This window comes from Acinetobacter sp. CIP 64.2, assembly GCF_000369645.1.
Lineage (GTDB): Bacteria > Pseudomonadota > Gammaproteobacteria > Pseudomonadales > Moraxellaceae > Acinetobacter.
In genome coordinates, this window is the sequence record NZ_KB850122.1 from 770,855 (window position 1) to 790,213 (window position 19,359).

The window sequence follows — 19,359 nt, forward strand, 5'->3', positions numbered from 1 at the left end:
AACACCACGATTGTGGTGTTTTTTTATTATTAAAACAAAAGCTTAAGCAATATGTTTTTGTACCACAATCGAACCAACAGAATAACCCGCACCGAATGAAGAAATCACTGCATACTCACCATCATTGACCTGCTCACCGGTACGATGCATTGCAATGATGACGCCCGCAGATGAGGTATTAGCAAACTCATCCAAGATGATCGGTGCACGATCAAGATCAGCGTCTTTACCTACCACTAATTTTAAAATCAGTTCATTCATGTTGGCATTGGCTTGGTGTAACCAGAAACGCTTGATTTGTTCAGGGGTTAATTCAAGTTTCTCTAATTGTGCCGTAATGATTTTCGCAACCAGCGGACAAACTTCTTTAAAGACTTTACGGCCATCTTGGCGGAACAGTTTGTCATCCACCACCGCATCTTCACTGCGGTTTAAGAAACCGAAGTTATTACGAATATTATTTGAGAACTGGGTAAACAAATGAATATCTAAAATTTCAAAGCCAGATTTGCTTTCCGTTTCCTCAATGATCGATGCAGTTGCAACATCACCAAAGATAAAGTGTGCATCACGGGTACGATAATCCAAATGGCCTGAAGTAATCTCAACATTTAGCAGCAACACACGACGAGCACCACATTTCACTGCATCATAGGCTTGTTTCAAACCAAATGTTGCCGCAGAACAAGCCACATTCATATCATAGGCATAGCCTTGAATACCCAAGGCTGACTGGATTTCAATCGCCACTGCCGGATAGGCACGCTGCATATTTGAACATGCCAAGATGACTACATCAATGTCTTCTGCAGTGACACCAGCATTTTCCATCGCTTGTTTCGCTGCGATCACACCCCACTCCGCTTGGAGTGAAAGCTCATCATTACTGCGCTCTTGTAAACGCGGGCGCAAACGATTCGGATCTAAAATACCAGATTTTTCGACCACGTAACGGCGTTTAATCCCAGAGGCTTTTTCAATAAACTCAGGGCTTGAGCCGCGTAAAGCCTCAATCTCGCCTGCTTCGATTTGAGCTGCGTGGTCTTGGTTATACTGTTCTACATAAGCATTTAAACTTTCAACCAACTCTTCATTGGAAATAGATTCGGTTGGGTGGAATAAACCTGTACCAGTTATACGGATGCCCATGTAAAACTCCTGTAAAGAATGCTTCTAACTTTCATATTTCTCAGTTTAACCGATTGCTAATCGATCCCATAGTTTTTGTAATCTAGTTGGTGAAATAGGCAGCTTTGTTTTCATCGGCTGAGAAAACAAGGAAATTCTGAGTTCTTCCAACATCAAATACAATTCTTTGATTCTAGGATCATTTTTAAATTTAAACACTTTGTCCATCCATGGATCGACATCATCAATTGCAGCAAGGTCTCGTTGTAGATTATTGGGCAAACGATCTAAACGCAATAGCAGTGCTTTTAAATAGCGCGGGTATTCCTGCCAAATCTCAGGTGGACGGCTATACACAAAGTTTGCCAAAGACATTAAATCAAGCTGATCTTCAATATCATCTACACTTCGGCCAAAGATCGTCTGATCCAAGACCAATAATTCACGGCGAATCTGCTGCCATTGGGTAAATATTTCAGTTAAATCACTTAATGTCTGTTGACCATTTGCTAAAAACTGCTTTTTGGTTTCAGTCAGTAGTTGCTGAAACTCATCTGAATTTTTAGGTAGCTCCTGAATCGAAACCTGTAAGGTTGCATAGACCAGCATTTGTTCCAGTTTGGCACGATCCCCCAACGGTGAATAAGCCAATGCCAACGGCTTGGAAATCTGCTTTTTCAATTGACGGATTAAATCTCCCAATTGCATATGCACCAGACGAATCACCCCTTCACGATGTTGCTTGATCGCTTCATCTTGATCATTGAAGGTTTGAATCACCACGCCCGATTCATCTTTGGCATCAAGCTCAGCAAATCGCTTACTTGGAACCAACGCCTGATATTGCTTAACGATCACGCCCGTCACTTTTTGTGAGGCTTCAAATACAAAATTCTCAGGGAAGGTCTGGAACTCACCGGCTTGCTGTTTCACTGGACGATGAGTTTCAACACGACAACGTGCTTTTAATTCGTCTAAGTCACGGCCTTGAGCAATGAGTTTACCTTTTTCATCTAACACCTTGATAAAAGGCACCAGATATTGATCAATCCGCTCAAAAGAAAAATCTTTTTCCGTGATCTGCTCGCCACGTAACGCAAAGGCTAAATAATTAAATAGATGCTCACGTAAATGTACCGCATCAATGCCTTGCATCAACTTTTTTGCCGTATCTGGAATCGGAACCAGATTACGACGTTTATCTTTAGGAAGTGCCTTCAGTAAAGCTTCAATTAAATCTTGTCGCCAACCTGGAATTCCCCAAGACCATTGCTTTTCATCCACTTGCGGTAAAGCCTGTACAGGAATTTTAACCGTTGCCCCATCTTCATCATGACTTGGATCAAAACGATAGCTTGCAGCCAAACGTAACTGACCATTATGCAGATAATCTGGAAATTGTTGCGTGGTCGGACGATCATTCATCCACAAAGCATCGTCTTCTACAAAAAGATAACGTGGATTTTCTGTTTCTACCGTTGCGCGCCAATCTTCAAAGCTACGACGACTGGCAATTTCCTCTGGCACTTTCTCGGCATAGAACTGGTAAATGGTTTCCTCATCGACCACCAAATCGCGACGACGCAACTTATCTTCTACCCGTTCAACTTCTTCGAGCTTCAACAGGTTGTGCTTTAAAAACGGCGGTGTAACACCTAAATTACCTGTAGTCAGAGCATCTCGTAGGAAGATTTCATGTGCCGCAGGCTGATCTACTTTCTCAAAATTCACCATGCGTTTCGGTTCAATGATTAAACCAAACAGCGAAATCTGCGCATAGGCATTGACGATGCCTGCTTTTTTCGACCAATGTGGCTCAAAGTAATGATATTTCAATAGATCGCGTGCTGCCAATAAAATCCATTCTGGATCAATTTTGGCCAAGGTACGTAAATACACCTGAGAGGTTTCCACCATCTCAAAGGCCATGACCCAAGCAGTATTGGTCTTATGTAAGGTACTGGCAGGAAAAACTTTGGCCTTCTGCTGGCGTACCGCCATAAAAGTATTACGTTCATCGGTTTTGTTGGCGATAAATGAAAGCAAGCCAGTTAACAGCGCACGATGTAAGTTTTCATAGTTGGCTGATTTTTCATTAAAACTGAGTTTTAAGCCTTCAGCCAGCTCTACTAACTGCTGATGGGTTTGTTTCCATTCACGTAAGCGTAACCAACTCAAGAAATGTTGCCGTGCAAACTGACGGCGCTTGTTTTCGGTTTGTGTATCTGGACTGGTTTGAATGGTATTCCAAAGTTTTAAATAGAATAGAAAATCAGAGTCAGCTTCTTTAAATAAAGCATGCTTTTGATCTGCCTGCATTTGTTTATCGGCAGGACGTTCACGCGGATCTTGAATGGCCAAGGCACTGACAATAATCAGCGTTTCTTTCAATACGCCAAAGTGCGCACCGCCAATCAGCATTCGTGCCAGTCGTGGGTCAATCGGCATACGCGCCATCATTTGACCGACTTTGGTTAAGCTATCTGGACTTCCCCCTTTGGTAAAGGGGGATTGAGGGGGATTATCTCTAGATGAATCTCCCTTGCGGAACATCGTTTGTTCCTCACCTCTTTGGGAAAGAGGGGCTTTTTTATCTGTTAATGCCCCCAATTCAATCAAGAGTTTGCGACCATCATTCACCAGACGAAAATCAGGTGGTTCAATGAAATCAAAATCTTCCAGACTGCCCAGACCTAAACTTTGCATCTGCAAAATCACGGAAGCCAAGTTAGTTCTTTTAATCTCAGGTTCGGTAAACTCAGGACGACTTAAAAAGTCTTCTTCGCTGTACAAACGAATACAGACACCCGCAGCAATACGACCACAACGGCCTTTACGCTGATTGGCTGCTGCCTGCGAAATCGCTTCAATCGGTAAGCGCTGTACCCGTGAACGGTAGTTATAGCGGGAAATACGGGCAAAACCACTATCAATCACATAACGAATATTCGGCACCGTCAACGCCGTTTCCGCCACGTTGGTGGCAATAATAATGCGCCGTCCTTTACCACTTGGACTAAAAATCTTTTGCTGTTCAGCCAGCGCCAAACGTGCATATAAAGGCAGTACCTCAGTATGTCGAGGACCATGCTTTTGCAAGGTTTCCTGTAATTCCCGAATTTCTTGCTCGGTACTGGCAAAAATCAGAATATCGGCATGTTCAGGATGACCACGACTTTCTGCATCGGCAAAACATTCTTCGACTGCTTGTACCACAGCACGTGGTAGATTTTCTTCAAAGTCATCGAACTCATCATCATCACTACCGACAATACTCAGCTCGGAGATGGGACGATAACGTACTTCAACAGGGAAGCTTCGCCCTTCCACTTCAAAGATTGGGGCATTATGAAAGTATTGACTAAAACGGTTTACATCTAAAGTCGCCGAAGTCACGATGACTTTTAAATCAGGACGCTTTGGCAATAACTGCTTGAGATAGCCCATGATAAAGTCAATATTGAGTGAACGTTCGTGCGCCTCATCAATAATGATCGTGTCGTATTTCGACAGGAAACGATCATTGGTGAGCTCTGCTAACAGAATACCATCCGTCATCAAACGGACGATGGAGTCTTGCGAACCTTGCTCATTAAAACGAATCTTAAAGCCAATTGATTCGCCAAGCTTCTCGCCCACTTCTTCCGCAATGCGTTGCGAGACACTGCGTGCAGCCAGACGACGAGGTTGCGTATGACCGATCATGCCTGTAAGACCACGACCCGCCAGCATCGCAATTTGCGGTAGTTGCGTGGTTTTACCAGAGCCAGTTTCCCCTGCCACAATAATGACTTGATGCTTTTGAATCGCAGCAATCAGGCGATCTGTATATTGAGTAACAGGCAAGTCTTGATTGAGCTTGATTTGCGGTATACGGGCTAAACGCTGTTTAACTTTATGATTGGACTGTTCAAATAGTTTTTCGATGTCTGCTTTTTCTGTTTTCTTATCCTTGCGCAGTCGATTTAAACGGTGACGGTCACGTGCCATAACCCATTGATCTACATTTAAATGACTCTGCACTGAACAGCTTTCCTGAAAATAAAAAGAATCGCCTATTTTACGCCTTAAAACCTTGCTATGCAAAGAAAGCTTTTCTAGACCTTAGCGACCGCAGAGGCTTAGCACTAAAAATTCAGATCTTGAATCAAGTTAAATAATTATTCATCCGAAGCTGAAACAATAAAAATAGACCTTAATTTTGATTCACTTACTTCGTTTGGATCAAAATCAACGACAAGATTAAGAAAAGTAGAGACCTGTAACCAGTGTTGATAACCTTTTCCTTTTAATACTTTTGGAATGAAAATAGCGCCTTCTCTTATTTCTTGCTGACTTTGTTTTGCATCCAATACAATCATCGAACATGAGAATAAATCAACTGCCTGACAATTTGGAATAAATATTGCCCCCTCTTTTGGGAGATAAGTTTTTGCTTGTGTAAGACTTACTAGACCACTATATGATTCCATTCCTTCACTCCTGCCAATTAATTCCTGTATTTTTATAGTAACAAATCAATAATCTCATCAAACTAATTTCTCTTCTCCTTATCGTATTCGTATTTTTTCTTTTGCAAATCTATCCTAACGCTCAAGGATCACGACCAGATAGTACTCAAAAACAAAACAGATAGCCGTAGAAAATTTAATCGTATATCTTGGTTTTTTATATATTTTTAGATTTTTTCAATTTTACCCTTGAATTTTAACAGCGTAGACTTCATGTTGTTATGCACATTAGTTTTGGATAGTTTGTCATGTTTGCTTCATCTGTATGCAGTCAAATAAGGCAGATATCCTTGGGTGAAAGTCGTTTTTGATTGAGTTATTCAATTTTCCGATTTTAGTCATGTAAAAATACTATTTCCCCAATAACTAAAAATTATTTATTCTTGACCTCGTAAACAAGTAAGGCGTTAGCCTCTCAATAAAACCTCAATCATGGAGACAATGATGAGCTTAATTAATACTGAAGTTAAACCATTTAAAGCAACTGCGTACCACAACGGTCAATTTGTTGAAGTATCTGAAGCTGATCTTAAAGGCAAATGGTCTGTTGTATTCTTCTACCCAGCTGACTTCACTTTCGTATGTCCAACTGAGTTAGGCGACCTTGCTGACAACTATGCTGAATTCCAAAAATTAGGCGTTGAAATCTATGGCGTATCTACTGATACTCACTTCACGCACAAAGCTTGGCACGACACTTCAGAAGTTATTGGTAAAATCCAATATCCATTGATCGGCGATCCAACTTGGACGCTTTCTAAAAACTTCGAGGTATTAATCGAAGCTGCTGGTCTTGCTGACCGTGGTACTTTCGTAATCGATCCAGAAGGCAAAATCCAAATCGTTGAAATCAACGCGGGTGGTATCGGTCGTGATGCATCTGAACTTCTTCGTAAAGTTAAAGCTGCTCAATACGTTCACGCTCACCCAGGTGAAGTATGTCCAGCTAAATGGAAAGAAGGCGAAGCTACACTTGCTCCATCTATCGACTTAGTTGGTAAAATCTAATTATCTAGATTAGACCTAGTCGTCTGAAACCACCCTTTTTAGGGTGGTTTCTTTTTGCCTGTTTTTTTCAAAATCGTAGATTAGTAATCCTATAATTTTATAGCTAATTTTTTACAATTCTTATACTTATAAGTTTATAGCAAGCTGCACATATGAATTGTCAGACCGTCCCAGTTGGAGTACTGTCAAATGAGGAAACACCAGAGTTATTCATTATGTACTAAAAGATCAAATCAATATGGGGACGAATATATGGAAAAACCGGTTGTTGTAACCTCTTGGAAATACGATGTTTCTTCACGCTATTTAAAAATTTTCTATAGCAATGGCTCAGGCGAGCTTTATCATCCTGTTCCAGAGTTTATCTACAATAATTTGCTTCGTACCAACGATAAAACAGCCTTTGTGCACAAATATCTTGAATTTGATCTACATTTTAAACGGCTCTGTATCTCAGCTTAAAATATAAAAAATCAGCCCAATTGGGCTGATTTGCATTGGATCTGGTTGAGCTTTAAGTGGCACTATGTTGTTCAGCATATTTCTCTAACATTTTCTGTCTGGCCTCAGGATAAACATTAATTCTGTCTAAATCACCTTTGTAGTGCTGTACCACTCGATCATCCATAATTTTTGACCACCACGATGGAATAAACGCAGGTAAAATCATTGCGCCATACCCTGCTGGTAATTGAGGTGCATCTTCAAAATGACGTAAGGTCTGGAAGCTTCGGGTTGGATTGGCATGATGATCCGAATGGCGTTGTAATTGATACAAGAACAAATTGGTCACCACATTATTATTGTTCCAACTATGCTCAGGTAAAGTACGCTCATATTGACCATTGGCCTTTTTCTCGCGCTTTAAACCATAATGTTCAATGTAATTCACTGATTCGAATAAAGTAATTGCATAAACGGCTTGCGTGACTTGGAACGGTACCGAACACATGCCAAACTTGCTAAACATAGCCGCATGATACACGGCAGACATCGCCCAGCCATGTATCAACTCATTTTCCTTACAGAAGAAAGACAACTTCTTACGTTCTAAACGATTCTTTTCAATTTCAATCGCGGATTTAAAGCTGCCAATGACAGTACGCGGTAAGAATTTCCAGAAAGTTTCGCCAAATTGTGACGATGCAGGATCTTCTGGTGTTGCAACACGACGATGATGCCCATATGGATGTTCGATGCGAAAGTGGTTATACCCCGATGGTGCCAAGGCTAAATGGGAAAGGTAATGTTCAAGCCGCCCAGTTTTATGGCTAAGTTCATGCGCGGTATTAATCGCAATCCCATTGACCATGCCCACCAAAGTTCCAAGTAAAACTTGATCCGCGACGGGTGTATTTTTACGACTGGCTAAATAAGCGCCATAAATATTGGTCGCATATTGTAATGGTATGAAAAGCTTGACAATACGTGAATAATAAGGATCTGCTTCCAAGTCTGCGATTGCATCTAATGGCGGATTTTCCGTGTCTTCACCAATTAGTTTATCCAGTGCAGGAATAACGCCATGAATAAATAATGGACCAAAAGAAGCGAAGAATTTTTTGGTTTTCTTCGGGCCAAATTGATAACCCGCCAGACCGCTCATTGCAATTGTAGGGACAGCCAACCCCAATAACCATAAATGACGTTTTTTATCTTTAAAGTTTGTTGTTGCCTGCTCTACATCAATTTGAGTATGCATATTCATTAGAATTTCCTCAATCAAACACAAAATGTTTTGCCTGAATTGAGTGTGTGCTTTTATCGCCCCTCTATATTATCATTTTAAGACTTGCTATTATCATTTTAAGACTTTAATGAACAATTCTTGTGCAAAAGCAGCAAATTCCCGTAATTCCATCGCGTTATTATTTGCGGCTGATTGAAATACTGATCAGTACACATCAATACGATAATGATTTGCTCATCCGTTTAAAAGATGAACTTGCGAAAACAGAACTGCTGTCAGTTCAACAGATTGAACAATTCATTGCGATTGGTTTAAGCCTACCCAATACCCAAGACCTCGCCTTTGAACTAGGGAAAAACCTAAAACTGAGTTCACATAGTTTGGTTGGTTATGCCCTGATGACCAGTCCTCATCTAGAGCATGCACTTAGACTGATTGCACAGTACTTTAGACTGATTATGCCGAGCTTTAAGCTGAGCATTCATTTTCCAGCAGAATCAAACAAGGTTGAACTATTATTTGAACCGATTTTACACATGAACAAGCAGTGTCTGGCCTTTCATATTGAAGCGATTGCGGTAGCCTTTTACTACAGCTTATTAGAGTTGGCTGGTCAGCAATTACAACGCTATCAAGTCTATTTAAGTATCCCAGAACCAGTTTATCAGGAACGTTATCTACATTTAGTCAAAGCCAATTTCCACTTTAACTACAACTGGATGTCAGGCATACGGGTTGTCATTGATGCACAACAATTGGCACTGCCCTTACCATTGGCAGATGCGCATAGTTTAAAAGTGGTTGAACAACGTTGTCAGGAACAAATTCAGAAAATCTATCACCAAGGTGAAATTGTGGAATGGGTCAGCATGATGCTCAAGCAAGCCAATCAAGTCCCTACCTTAACTGAATGCGCCAAGGTCTTGAACATTTCTACCAAAACCTTACAGCGTTATTTGCAGCAGCAAGGTGTTGAGTTTCAGGTATTAAAACAGCAGATCAGCACTGAACGTGCCATTGATTTGTTAGAGAATTCTAGCTTTACCATTACAGCGATTGCTTATGAACTGGGTTATTCCAACCCTGCCAATTTTACCCGTGCCTTTAATAAAGTGATGGGTTGTAGTCCACAAGCTTATCGCTTAAACCACCAAGATAAAATCAATTCACTTCAAGATCACCATACATAAGCCCGCGCCAATCGGCAAAGTTGTACTCATGTAATGTTCATCATGCTTGATCAATTCCAGAAAGGTTTTTACTTCGGCAGCATGAGAAATTACGTTATCAATAATCAAGGTACTGCCCGCGTTTTGTAATAAACGCTTTAAATCGGCCCAGTAACTCACGTAATGAATACGCTCTGCATCCAGTAAAATAAAATCAAACGGTTCACTGGCTTGAGCCAGAAAATCCGCTGCGTCTCCCACCCAGAAATCAATTTGCTGTTCTAACTCAAATTCTTCTGCATATTTTTTCGCTTGAGCACTGCGTAAAGGATCAATTTCTACAGTTTGAACGTTGCCATCTACCGCTTGGGCAGCTTCAGCCAACCATAAGGTTGAATAACCAGTAGAAGTACCGATTTCCAGAATACGTTTTGATTGCTGGCAACGAACCAACATTGCCAATAATTTTGCCGACTCAGCTTCAATATTCCGATAGCGACTCAGACGATCAGACTGTTGAGCATCATGTTGCTTGAACTGATCATATAAATCAGAAATACGTTGTAAGAATACACTACTGGTCATCTCTGCCCCTCCCAATACCAAGTCAGCAAATTACGCTTAAGTCGCTTGAATCAATTTAAAACGGGGCTGGATTTGTCCATCAGCCAGTTGAACCGTTTCACGAAACATCGCTAATGGACGTACCCACATGGAGTAATCCCCATATAGGCATTGGTAAACAACCAGCTCTTCTTCGGTTTCACTATGACGAGCCACATTGAAGACCTGATAAAGTTGTCCTTTATAGTGTTGATAGATGCCGCGCTGTAATGCCATATTGCTTACCCTTTTATGCCACGCAATGATTGCAGTTGTATAACAAGTTTGATTGTACTGTTTTTTTTATCGAAAGGTACATTTCAAAAATTCAACTGACATACCAAAATTCAAAAAACCGATTAAACTCATAAAAACATACTGTTTTACCTATTTAGTACTTTTGCGTACTATAGCCTCATTGAATGAATTTAGCTGATTTGAAAGTCTTAGCGTTTGGAGAAATAGATGTTAGATCAAAATATTAAAACTCAATTAAAAGCTTACTTAGAACGTTTAGAAAGTCCAATCGAGTTGGTTGCTGCTTTAGATGACTCAGATAAAGCAGACAAAATCAAACAACTCGTGACTGAAATTGCTGAGCTTTCTGACCAAGTTACGGCGCGTTTTGACGGTTCAAACGCTCGCCGTCCTAGTTTCGGTGTGGCCAAAGCAGGCGAACAACCTCGTGTGTTCTTTGCTGGCTTACCGATGGGACATGAGTTTACTTCTTTGATCTTGGCATTGTTACAAGTGTCGGGTTATGCCCCTAAGGTCTCTGATGAAGTAATGACTCAGATCAAAGGTTTAAATTTAACTGCAAACTTCGATGTATTCGTATCGTTAAGCTGTCACAACTGTCCAGATGTAGTGCAAGCTTTAAACTTGATTGCGATCAATAATCCAAATACCACGGCGACCATGATTGATGGTGCCTTCTTCCAAGACGAAGTTGAAGAACGCAAAATCTTGGCTGTACCCATGGTATTCCAAGACAATCAGCATATTGGCCAAGGCCGTATGACACTGGAAGAAATCGTAGCCAAACTGGATAGCAATTCAGCTGAGAAAGATGCAGCCGCAATCAATGCCAAAGATGCATTTGATGTGTTGGTGATTGGTGGTGGTCCTGCGGGTGGTACAGCGGCAATCTATGCAGCACGTAAAGGTATTAAAACCGGTATCGTGGCTGAACGCTTTGGTGGTCAGGTCATGGATACCATGGACATTGAGAACTTCACTACGGTTCAAAAAACGGTAGGTCCACAGTTTGCCCAAGATATGGAAGCCCATGTGCGTGAGTATGGGGTAGATATCATGAACCTGCAACGTGTCAGCAAGATCACGGGGGCAGATCAAACGGCCAATGGTCTGGTTGAAGTGGAACTGGAAAATGGTGCCAAACTTGAATCGAAAACCATCATTCTTTCAACGGGTGCACGTTGGAGAGAGATGAATGTCCCAGGTGAAGCAGAGTATCGGACGCGCGGTGTTGCGTACTGCCCACACTGTGATGGCCCATTATTCAAAGGTAAACGTGTTGCGGTGATTGGTGGCGGCAACTCTGGTGTAGAAGCAGCCATTGACCTTGCAGGCATTGTTGAGCATGTGACTTTGGTTGAGTTTGATACCAAACTTCGTGCTGACCAAGTATTGCAGGACAAATTAAACAGCTTGCCAAATACCACCGTGATCATGAATGCCTTGAGTACTGAAGTGGTAGGTGATGGTTCACAAGTCACGGCGCTGAAGTATAAAGACCGTGCCACTGATGTTGAGCATACTGTTGAACTTGCAGGGATCTTTGTACAAATTGGTTTATTGCCAAACACTGACTTCTTGAAGAACAGTGCGGTTGAACTGAGTAATCGTGGTGAGATCGTGATTAATGAGCGCAACGAAACCAATGTCAAAGGGGTATTTGCCGCAGGTGACTGTACTACAGTGCCGTACAAGCAGATTATCATTGCGACCGGTGAAGGCGCGAAAGCATCACTGTCTGCCTTTGATTATATGATCCGTTCTGGTGTTTAAGCTCACCTAATAGCTATGCACGCACTTACACGATCTGATGTAAGTGCGTGTTTTTACAAGTTATCAACAATTTTTCTACTTTATTATTCCTGTGGTTTATGTTTATATTTTCGCTATCCATTCCTATTGGATGCCACAAAGAAAAGGAAATATGACAATGAATAAATTACTCGTTGCTTTAGGTCTCGCTGCGACTGTTGCCCTTGTAGGCTGTAATAAAGAAAAAGCGCCTGAAACAGGTGCAACAACTGGCGAACATTTAGAGCATGCTGCTAACCAAGCTGGTGCTGATCTTCACAATGCTGCTGATGCCGCTTCAAGTGATGTTGCGACTGCTGTAGATACAGCAAGCAACCAAATTGATGCTGCTGCTGATCACACTGCGAATGCAACTGCTGAAGCTGCTGCAAAAACTGAGGCTGCTGCACGTGATGCAACTGCTAAAGTTGCTGGCGCGGTTGAATCAACGGCTGCTGATGTAAAACAAAAAGCTCAACAATAATTTCGATTATTGCTGAAATAAAAAAGCCTCTGTAAACAGAGGCTTTTTTATTGGAATGCATCAATTAGCTCAATAAGCCTTCATCACGCATTGCGATTTGCACAGACTGACGTTCAGCCACTTTATTACGCAACGCAATAATGTTGATATAAGGCGTCAAGTCATGTTCGATATGATTAGACCAATTGGTTAACACAAATAAATAAGCATCTGCTGGGCCAAAATTATCATCGACCAGATAATCATATTCAGATTCAGCTAAGTAGTTATCGATATAACTGAGTAAACGATCAACTTCGGCATAGGCTTTGGTCTTTTCATCGTCGGTTAATCGACCACCAAAGAAGACTGAATAAGCATCATGTAATTCTGAGTTGAGATATCCCAACCACTCTAGCACCTTGGCACGCCCCATACCTGAAGGCGGAATCAAATCCTGTTTTGGATCATGCTGAGCCAAGAAAGGTAAAATTGCTACATTCTCAGTTAAAATCAAACCTGGATTAATTTCCAAAGCAGGCACATAGCCCTTTGGATTAATCTCGTAATAATCTGCACCTTTAGAGGTTTTATGTGTTTTTAGATCAACTCGTTCTAAATCAAAATCTACGTTAATTTCATTTAAAATAATATGGGCTGCCAATGAGCATGCACCAGGTGAATAATACAACTTCATAATTGATCCTTGTTATCTAACGACTTATGCTCTAGAACGTTCCAACGAAACTCAAGAACAGAAATAACTAAAATTTATAATAGCTTTCATGCTAAGAACATCCACACCACTACTATTAATGAATTTTTTTCTGCCTTGCAAGTTATATTCCGTGACGATTGATTAATTTATGAAAAAACAAATTAAACAAGGTCACGGAAATCGTGTTACGCCCGACCAAAAATCTTGCCTAACCATTCAAATAATGAGTTTAAAAATTCAACGATAATATTCTTCGGATTGTTTGGTTCTAGTTGCGAATCCGAGCTTTTCATGTCCAGATCCACAATTACAGGATCGTGATCTGAAGAACGATAAGCATCAGCAGCAAAGAACAGTGCTTTTTGCTCATCGGTTTTATATTCCTCGTTATAGTCCAATACCGTTGGCTCATCAGCATTGATATGCCAAGCAAATGTTTTAATCACACGCTTATACAGATTGGCATCGGCAATGGCATGATCAAGGTTTCCTGCCCCACCATAACCATCGGCATCACTCGATACACCAAAGACATAGCTATAGGCCTTGCTGCCTTCACCTACTTTGCTATCATTCAACAAGACTTTATAGTTGGCTTTCTCAAAGGTCAGAATCGGATCTTCTTTGGCATAACTGTTCATATCACCCAAGAGCAAGATATTCGGATTTTTCACTTGAGTCGGATTCTTGGCAATCCACTGGGTGAGTTGTTCAACCGCTTTAACACGGGTTGGGTTCCAACAGCCTTGACCATCTCTTTGATCGGCATCGAGAGAGTTGGCATCTACGCCCTTACAGCCTTTAGATTTAAGATGGTTTGGAATGACCGTGAAGATCTGACCACCTTGTACCGGTTTAAATGATTGCGCAAGCGTTGAACGGTTTTTATCCCCCAAGTCCAATACTGCGGCTTTATTGACAGGCTGAACACGTTTGCTGTTATAAATAATCGCAACCGCAATCACATCAGTACCCAGCTGATTCAGGCCTTCTGGAATCACATATTTCCAGTCTGGTCCTAAGGCTTTAGTCAGATTGGCAACCGCACTATCACTCCCATAACCATTGTTGGCAATTTCCATTAGGCCATAAACGTCCGCATCAATCGATTTTAACGCATTCACGATTTTGGCATGTTGCTTATCAAATTCAGCCTGACTGTTGGCACCACGTTCTGTTGGGAAACCATTTTTACCGTTGTCATAGTTCAGCACGTTAAATGCCGCAGCACGGATATGCTTACTTTGTTTCGCTGCAATCGTTGTGCGTGGATTGGTGGTGGTCACGATTTCTGGCAAGTTTGCCCCTGCAATCGGTTGTACACGCCAAGCATTAAAACGATATTCTAAAATCCCTTGTGCATTCTTTAACTGGTAGCCAGAGCGCAAGGTATTAAGGGCGCTAAAGTTCTGTGGCAACCACGGTGCACGGTTTTGATTGCTATAGCCATCATCAAAAATAATCTTGGAAAGCAGATTTTGCTGTGCCAATGCTTTCGCTTCATTGGACAATGCTGGATAAAGATTGGTTGGAATGAATAAGCGACCTAAACTCAGTGACAATTCACCATAACGGCCAAAATTATAGTTTTCGCTCACCGTCAGCGTTTGTGGTAATTTTACCAGCATGCCCTGATAACGTTTTGGAGAGTTCCCAGATGCATCGGTTAAGCTGCTAAAAGGTAAATTCAAATCCAGTGGTTGAATCAGCGATGCCATATTCTGGTTACAGCTTTGAACATCTTGCTGTAACTGATCAATTTGCAGTTGGTTCTGATAACTGGTTAAACGACCACGCAGAATAACTTCATCGCCAACCTGCCCGCCTTTTACTGCACTGCTGGCAGGAATATAGACAAAGATGGCATTACTGACATTTGCGGTGGCTTTACTGTCAGGGGTTTGTACATAAAAACCAGAGAAACCATTGCTATAGCGATAGTCTGCCGTGATCACACCACGAATGGTATAGTTTTGATTCTGTGTCGATTGCGCTAGGCTGGCAATCGGCGTGTCACTGCTATTACAACTAACTGCATCTGTAATCGGTGGTGTGGTGGTTGAGCCAGTTAAATTCGAAAAGTCATTCCGATCTGTCCATGCCTGCCAAGATTGATCTAAATCAAATGGGCTGGTTGGATCAACACTGACGACAGGATTGTCAGTTTGAATGCGCTTAAAGCTATTGCCCATACTCAGCACTGTGGTGCCCCAACCATTTGTTGGACGTTCACCAATACGACCAAAACGATCTACAGGCGTACCACGATAGAGCAAGACAATGGCATCGTCACCATTAAAGGACAGGCCCGCCACCTGATTCACCTTACCTCCCAATTGCGTCTGTAATTCAGAACGACCAATCAAGAATTTTTGTTTACTGGCCAAAGTGCCCTGTAGTGGGAAAGCTACGGTTTTAACTGTACCGCTATTATTGAACTGCTGGATTTCATAATCGGCTAAGTTTACCGCTGTCGCATCGGGGTTATAAATTTCCAGTCCTTTTTTATTGCTGCTGCCATCGACATATTGGCTAAACATCAATTGTGCATGTGCAGCGGAAAAGATTGAAGATGCACCTAACAGGCCTAAACAAATGGCGATCGAATGGTATTTAAAATTGTTCATCATTTTTTACTTAGTGTTAAAATTGTAATTAGGCTATGCAATTTCTGTGACAGCTACATGAAGATTTTTTGACAAATTTTAATCAATTTCAGAAATGACTGGCTAAATAAAATCACTTAAAGTTTGACTTGACCACCTGAACACTTAAAATACGGCATTTCTATATTTATATCTCCAGAATCATGTCAAACGATCAGTTAGAAACGCAAATTACGGAACTCGACAATTTGCCTGAGCACCGTGAAATTGTGACGTTTATGCGTCGTTCAGCTCCGCTCAATACTTCACAACGTACTGCTTTAGAAGATTATCGTGATTTAATTTTGGAATACCCTGTTGGTGATTTACGTCAACACTTTGAACATCCTGAACGTCCGTTGACCGTTGAAATTGGTTTTGGTATGGGTCGCTCTTTGGTATTAATGGCAAAAGCCAATCCTGAACGTAACTTTGTCGGAATCGAAGTGCATGTGCCTGGTATTGCACAGTGCGTCTATGAAGCGGGTATGGCGGGCTTAAAGAACCTGTTTGTACTGGATGCGGATGCGATTCAAGTATTACGTGAAATGCCAGATAACAGCATTAACTGTGTACAGCTTTATTTCCCAGATCCGTGGCAGAAGAAGCGTCACTTTAAACGTCGCTTTGTGATTCATGAGCGTATGCAACTGGTTGAACAAAAGCTTGAGTTGGGTGGTACTTTTCATGCCGCGACAGATTGGGAACCGTATGCAGAGTGGATGCTTGATATCCTAGATAACCGTCCTGATATGGAAAACTTGGCAGGTAAAGGCAATAGCTACCCTCGCCCAGAATGGCGTCCAGTCACTAAATTCGAGCGTCGTGGTCTGGAATCGGGTCATAAGATTAATGACTTTATTTTTAAGAAAATTAAATAAGCTGATTTAGTTTTAAAGGAAGCCACTAATTGTTTAGTGGCTTTTTTTCTTAGGTTTAAATTTTAAATAAGGGTTCTACTGTACTTCTTCTTGCAGAATAGACTTCCGTCATAAATCAAAAAACGTACAATTTATTTGATCTTAAATTAATCAGCAAAATTATTTAATTCAAGAGATAATCCTTGGATGAAATTCAAAGATATTCAAAAATTATCAAACGTTAAGTTTCGTAGGCTTACCGGTGTTAGTTGGGCTACATTTAACCTCATGTTGGCCGAGCTAAATAAGCATTTACCTCGTCATATTGGTAAAGGACGACCGCATAAATTACCGTTGGAAGATCGTTTGCTCTTATGTATAGAATATTGGAGAGAATATCGAACATTTTTCCATCTTGGTATGAGTTACGGTGTATCTGAAACGAGTGCAATTCGTATCACACGTGTTATTGAAGATACCTTAATCCGTTCTGGAAAATTCAACTTGCCAAAACAACTTCCTAATCGAGATGAAGTGGATTGGGAAGTTGTTGTGATTGATGCCACTGAAATATTAGTTCAACGTCCAAAAAAAACAGAAGAAATGGTATAGCGGTAAAAAAAAGCGACATACCTTTAAATTTCAGCTATCTATGCACTATATAACAGGTGAAATACTGAGTGTATGTGGAAGTCATGGAAGCATGCATGATTTTAAAATATTTAAAAAAAGCATGAGGAAATTAAAATTTAAGCCCTTTTTTATCGTTGATAAGGGTTATTTAGGGATAAAGAAATTGGGTTTTGGATGCCTCATGCCATCTAAAGCAAAGAAAACTGAAAAACTAGATTCTGAATTAAAAAAGTTAAATAAAGAGATTGGTCGTAGACGAATTCAAGTAGAGCATGTATTTGGAAGGATGAAATGTTTTAAGATTTTATCTTGTGTATATAGAAATCGTCGTAAAAGATTAAACCTGCGGTTTAATTTACTTGCTGGCATATACAATTTAGATTGGGTGAAAGATAAACAATTAAATTGATTGAAAAATGATTTATGAAGGAAGTCTAATAATATAAGGTAAATACATTTTTAACCCCATATTATATAAAGCAAAACCTGAGATAAAGAAAAAAACACCTGGAATAATATAGAGTTCATAAGGAGCTGTAATTTTAAATATTCCTTTCAGAACAGCAACCAAAACCACTTGAATTAAAATAAAACCAAAAAATATTATCCACCCATTTATCTTATACTCATACCGAGTCAAAGAAAATATAAAATCATACAGCCCGCCTTCTTTTTGATTAAAATCCCGAGTAAGATCATGTAGATTTTTATTATTATTTTGAATAGTTTTCATTTCAAATCGAATAAGAATATGAAATAAGATATAAATGACGATATAACTCCAAAAATATATTTCAGCAACATTTAGTGAAATTGACAGAGCGATCAGCAGGAAAGAAAACGACGTCAAATAGCCACTCCTAAAACGATGCTGTGCATATAAAAGAGCATCAGGTTTAACCCTAGCCCGTATATAAAGAAAAATACAAAAATAGAAATAAAGTATATAAGAAAGAATAAATAAAATTTTTATAAAGCATGTACTTAAACTAAAAATCGTACTAAATCCAAAAAGAGCAAGGACACCTAGAGCAAAATTGAGTACAAAGTGTTTTTTCACAAAATAATTATAATCAAATTCAGATAACTTTAAATACATTTAAAAAACCTTAATTAAAAAATCATGACTAAATATCTTTTAGTCCTTAACCAAATCCTTAAGCATAGCCTTCTTCCTCTTTAAATCCATGCAGATATGAGCAATATATCAAGAAAGTAAACATTCATTCATCAACTTCTCCTCTTGCAGCCACAAGCATAATTGGAGCATTTTTCATCAATGCACTACTACTTGCTAAAGTACCTAGCATTGCCAAAACAACAACTTGCTTCTCTATATTTTTTAAAGAGTGAATTTTGGAATCTTCAATTTAGAGATTCCTTACACGATCTTCGATTTTTATCATTTTTTATCAAAATAATCTTCTGGATAAGGATCTTGACCTTTTAACTTATTACGATATTTCATTACACTAATCTGCACACCTTCATCCATTAAAAATTCATTATAAAAATCCTGTTCTTTTGGATATTCAAAACCTAGTTTTTTAAATATTTGCTCCGATAATGCTCCGAAATTTTCATAGGATTTTCTATAGCCAAAATAGTTAACAAAACCAGAAATTGCTACAGAAACAAATAAAGAAATTCCCACAATCTTTAGAAAGTATAAAATGGTGTTCATAGAGTAGGAAAAATTAAAAATAAAATAGAATAAAATAAAAATAAAGAGAAAACCCCATGACAACAATGTAAAATAGTAAGTCTGCATAATAATGGCTTTATAACCCATTTTTACTGAACGGCCCATTTCATAAATCATATAAAGCAAACCAGATTTAGGATCCAGAATGGCATAGACCTGATAACGTCCATCTACAGG

Annotated in this window: 17 protein-coding genes and 1 pseudogene; 8 read left to right on the forward strand and 10 right to left on the reverse strand. The window is 40.0% G+C overall.

The features are described from left to right. Positions 1 to 42: 42 nt before the first annotated feature. From F895_RS07445 to F895_RS07435, 3 genes are all read right to left on the reverse strand, one after another. On the reverse strand, positions 43 to 1,149 hold the full coding sequence (locus tag F895_RS07445; protein ID WP_005242012.1) for a beta-ketoacyl-ACP synthase III: 1,107 nt from the start codon (positions 1,147 to 1,149) through the stop codon (positions 43 to 45). Positions 1,150 to 1,194: 45 nt separating this feature from the next. Beyond that, on the reverse strand, positions 1,195 to 5,151 hold the full coding sequence (locus F895_RS07440; protein WP_005242013.1) for a DUF3418 domain-containing protein: 3,957 nt from the start codon (positions 5,149 to 5,151) through the stop codon (positions 1,195 to 1,197). 137 nt (positions 5,152 to 5,288) lie between these two features. After that, the gene (locus F895_RS07435) at positions 5,289 to 5,600 is read right to left on the reverse strand and encodes a hypothetical protein (RefSeq protein WP_005242014.1); all 312 of its coding nucleotides are present in this window, start codon (positions 5,598 to 5,600) and stop codon (positions 5,289 to 5,291) included. 483 nt (positions 5,601 to 6,083) lie between these two features. On the opposite strand from F895_RS07435, the gene ahpC reads away from it, so the two are divergent. Continuing rightward, positions 6,084 to 6,647, forward strand: coding sequence for an alkyl hydroperoxide reductase subunit C (ahpC, locus tag F895_RS07430; RefSeq protein WP_005242015.1), 564 nt, complete (start codon positions 6,084 to 6,086; stop codon positions 6,645 to 6,647). A 252-nt stretch (positions 6,648 to 6,899) separates the two neighbouring features. Beyond that, entirely contained in the window at positions 6,900 to 7,109 is a 210-nt protein-coding gene (locus tag F895_RS0118975; RefSeq protein WP_005204416.1) for a KTSC domain-containing protein, read from the forward strand. Between the two features lie 52 nt (positions 7,110 to 7,161). On the opposite strand, the gene F895_RS07425 is transcribed toward F895_RS0118975, so the two are convergent. Beyond that, a complete protein-coding gene (locus F895_RS07425) occupies positions 7,162 to 8,355 on the reverse strand; it encodes an alkane 1-monooxygenase (RefSeq protein WP_005242017.1) in 1,194 nt (397 codons plus the stop codon). A gap of 122 nt (positions 8,356 to 8,477) precedes the next feature. Between F895_RS07425 and F895_RS07420 the strand changes: the two genes are divergently transcribed. Next, positions 8,478 to 9,527 carry a helix-turn-helix domain-containing protein gene (locus F895_RS07420; protein ID WP_005242018.1) on the forward strand — a complete coding sequence of 350 codons (1,050 nt, stop codon included), beginning with the start codon at positions 8,478 to 8,480 and terminating at the stop codon, positions 9,525 to 9,527. Here the strand turns inward: F895_RS07420 and F895_RS07415 are convergent. Together F895_RS07415 and F895_RS07410 are read right to left on the reverse strand one after the other, a co-directional pair. Further along, a complete protein-coding gene (locus tag F895_RS07415) occupies positions 9,504 to 10,091 on the reverse strand; it encodes an O-methyltransferase (RefSeq protein ID WP_005242019.1) in 588 nt (195 codons plus the stop codon). The two genes, F895_RS07420 and F895_RS07415, sit on opposite strands and share 24 nt — an antisense overlap. 36 nt (positions 10,092 to 10,127) lie before the next feature. Next, positions 10,128 to 10,346 (reverse strand): DUF1653 domain-containing protein, encoded by a 219-nt coding sequence (locus tag F895_RS07410; RefSeq protein ID WP_005242021.1) that lies wholly within the window; start codon positions 10,344 to 10,346, stop codon positions 10,128 to 10,130. A 228-nt stretch (positions 10,347 to 10,574) separates the two neighbouring features. Between F895_RS07410 and ahpF the strand changes: the two genes are divergently transcribed. After that, on the forward strand, positions 10,575 to 12,140 hold the full coding sequence (gene ahpF, locus F895_RS07405; RefSeq protein ID WP_005242022.1) for an alkyl hydroperoxide reductase subunit F: 1,566 nt from the start codon (positions 10,575 to 10,577) through the stop codon (positions 12,138 to 12,140). Positions 12,141 to 12,297: 157 nt separating this feature from the next. Beyond that, positions 12,298 to 12,642 carry a hypothetical protein gene (locus tag F895_RS07400; RefSeq protein WP_005242023.1) on the forward strand — a complete coding sequence of 115 codons (345 nt, stop codon included), beginning with the start codon at positions 12,298 to 12,300 and terminating at the stop codon, positions 12,640 to 12,642. Positions 12,643 to 12,706: 64 nt separating this feature from the next. Here F895_RS07400 and F895_RS07395 read toward each other — a convergent pair whose 3' ends face one another. Next, the gene (locus F895_RS07395) at positions 12,707 to 13,318 is read right to left on the reverse strand and encodes a glutathione binding-like protein (protein ID WP_005242024.1); all 612 of its coding nucleotides are present in this window, start codon (positions 13,316 to 13,318) and stop codon (positions 12,707 to 12,709) included. A gap of 206 nt (positions 13,319 to 13,524) precedes the next feature. After that, entirely contained in the window at positions 13,525 to 15,966 is a 2,442-nt protein-coding gene (locus F895_RS07390; protein ID WP_010590276.1) for an ExeM/NucH family extracellular endonuclease, read from the reverse strand. Positions 15,967 to 16,148: 182 nt separating this feature from the next. Between F895_RS07390 and trmB the strand changes: the two genes are divergently transcribed. The 3 genes and pseudogenes from trmB to F895_RS19530 all read left to right on the forward strand — a co-directional run. Beyond that, on the forward strand, positions 16,149 to 16,865 hold the full coding sequence (gene trmB, locus F895_RS07385; RefSeq protein WP_004662584.1) for a tRNA (guanosine(46)-N7)-methyltransferase TrmB: 717 nt from the start codon (positions 16,149 to 16,151) through the stop codon (positions 16,863 to 16,865). A 186-nt stretch (positions 16,866 to 17,051) separates the two neighbouring features. After that, positions 17,052 to 17,456: a transposase family protein gene (locus F895_RS07380; RefSeq protein ID WP_000669095.1), complete on the forward strand. Its 405-nt coding sequence runs from the start codon at positions 17,052 to 17,054 to the stop codon at positions 17,454 to 17,456. A gap of 37 nt (positions 17,457 to 17,493) precedes the next feature. Then, positions 17,494 to 17,886: pseudogene (locus F895_RS19530) on the forward strand (transposase family protein); the annotation flags it as partial. 12 nt (positions 17,887 to 17,898) lie between these two features. On the opposite strand, the gene F895_RS07370 reads toward F895_RS19530, so the two are convergent. Next, positions 17,899 to 18,576, reverse strand: a complete 678-nt coding sequence (locus F895_RS07370; protein ID WP_005242027.1) for a hypothetical protein — start codon at positions 18,574 to 18,576, stop codon at positions 17,899 to 17,901. A gap of 303 nt (positions 18,577 to 18,879) precedes the next feature. Then, positions 18,880 to 19,359: putative type VI secretion system effector (locus F895_RS07365; RefSeq protein ID WP_005242028.1), on the reverse strand; the 480-nt coding region annotated here is incomplete at its 5' end.

What these genes read in the sequence shown, in the direction of transcription:
- F895_RS07445 (WP_005242012.1), bottom strand. Translation starts at nt 1,149, where the DNA reads ATGGGCATCCGTATAACTGGTACAGGTTTATTCCACCCAACCGAATCT.
- F895_RS07435 (WP_005242014.1), bottom strand. Translation starts at nt 5,600, where the DNA reads ATGGAATCATATAGTGGTCTAGTAAGTCTTACACAAGCAAAAACTTAT.
- ahpF (WP_005242022.1), top strand. Translation starts at nt 10,575, where the DNA reads ATGTTAGATCAAAATATTAAAACTCAATTAAAAGCTTACTTAGAACGT.
- F895_RS07380 (WP_000669095.1), top strand. Translation starts at nt 17,052, where the DNA reads ATGAAATTCAAAGATATTCAAAAATTATCAAACGTTAAGTTTCGTAGG.
- F895_RS07400 (WP_005242023.1), top strand. Translation starts at nt 12,298, where the DNA reads ATGAATAAATTACTCGTTGCTTTAGGTCTCGCTGCGACTGTTGCCCTT.
- F895_RS07390 (WP_010590276.1), bottom strand. Translation starts at nt 15,966, where the DNA reads ATGAACAATTTTAAATACCATTCGATCGCCATTTGTTTAGGCCTGTTA.
- F895_RS07425 (WP_005242017.1), bottom strand. Translation starts at nt 8,355, where the DNA reads ATGAATATGCATACTCAAATTGATGTAGAGCAGGCAACAACAAACTTT.
- F895_RS07370 (WP_005242027.1), bottom strand. Translation starts at nt 18,576, where the DNA reads ATGTATTTAAAGTTATCTGAATTTGATTATAATTATTTTGTGAAAAAA.
- trmB (WP_004662584.1), top strand. Translation starts at nt 16,149, where the DNA reads ATGTCAAACGATCAGTTAGAAACGCAAATTACGGAACTCGACAATTTG.
- F895_RS07415 (WP_005242019.1), bottom strand. Translation starts at nt 10,091, where the DNA reads ATGACCAGTAGTGTATTCTTACAACGTATTTCTGATTTATATGATCAG.
- F895_RS07395 (WP_005242024.1), bottom strand. Translation starts at nt 13,318, where the DNA reads ATGAAGTTGTATTATTCACCTGGTGCATGCTCATTGGCAGCCCATATT.
- ahpC (WP_005242015.1), top strand. Translation starts at nt 6,084, where the DNA reads ATGAGCTTAATTAATACTGAAGTTAAACCATTTAAAGCAACTGCGTAC.
- F895_RS07410 (WP_005242021.1), bottom strand. Translation starts at nt 10,346, where the DNA reads ATGGCATTACAGCGCGGCATCTATCAACACTATAAAGGACAACTTTAT.
- F895_RS0118975 (WP_005204416.1), top strand. Translation starts at nt 6,900, where the DNA reads ATGGAAAAACCGGTTGTTGTAACCTCTTGGAAATACGATGTTTCTTCA.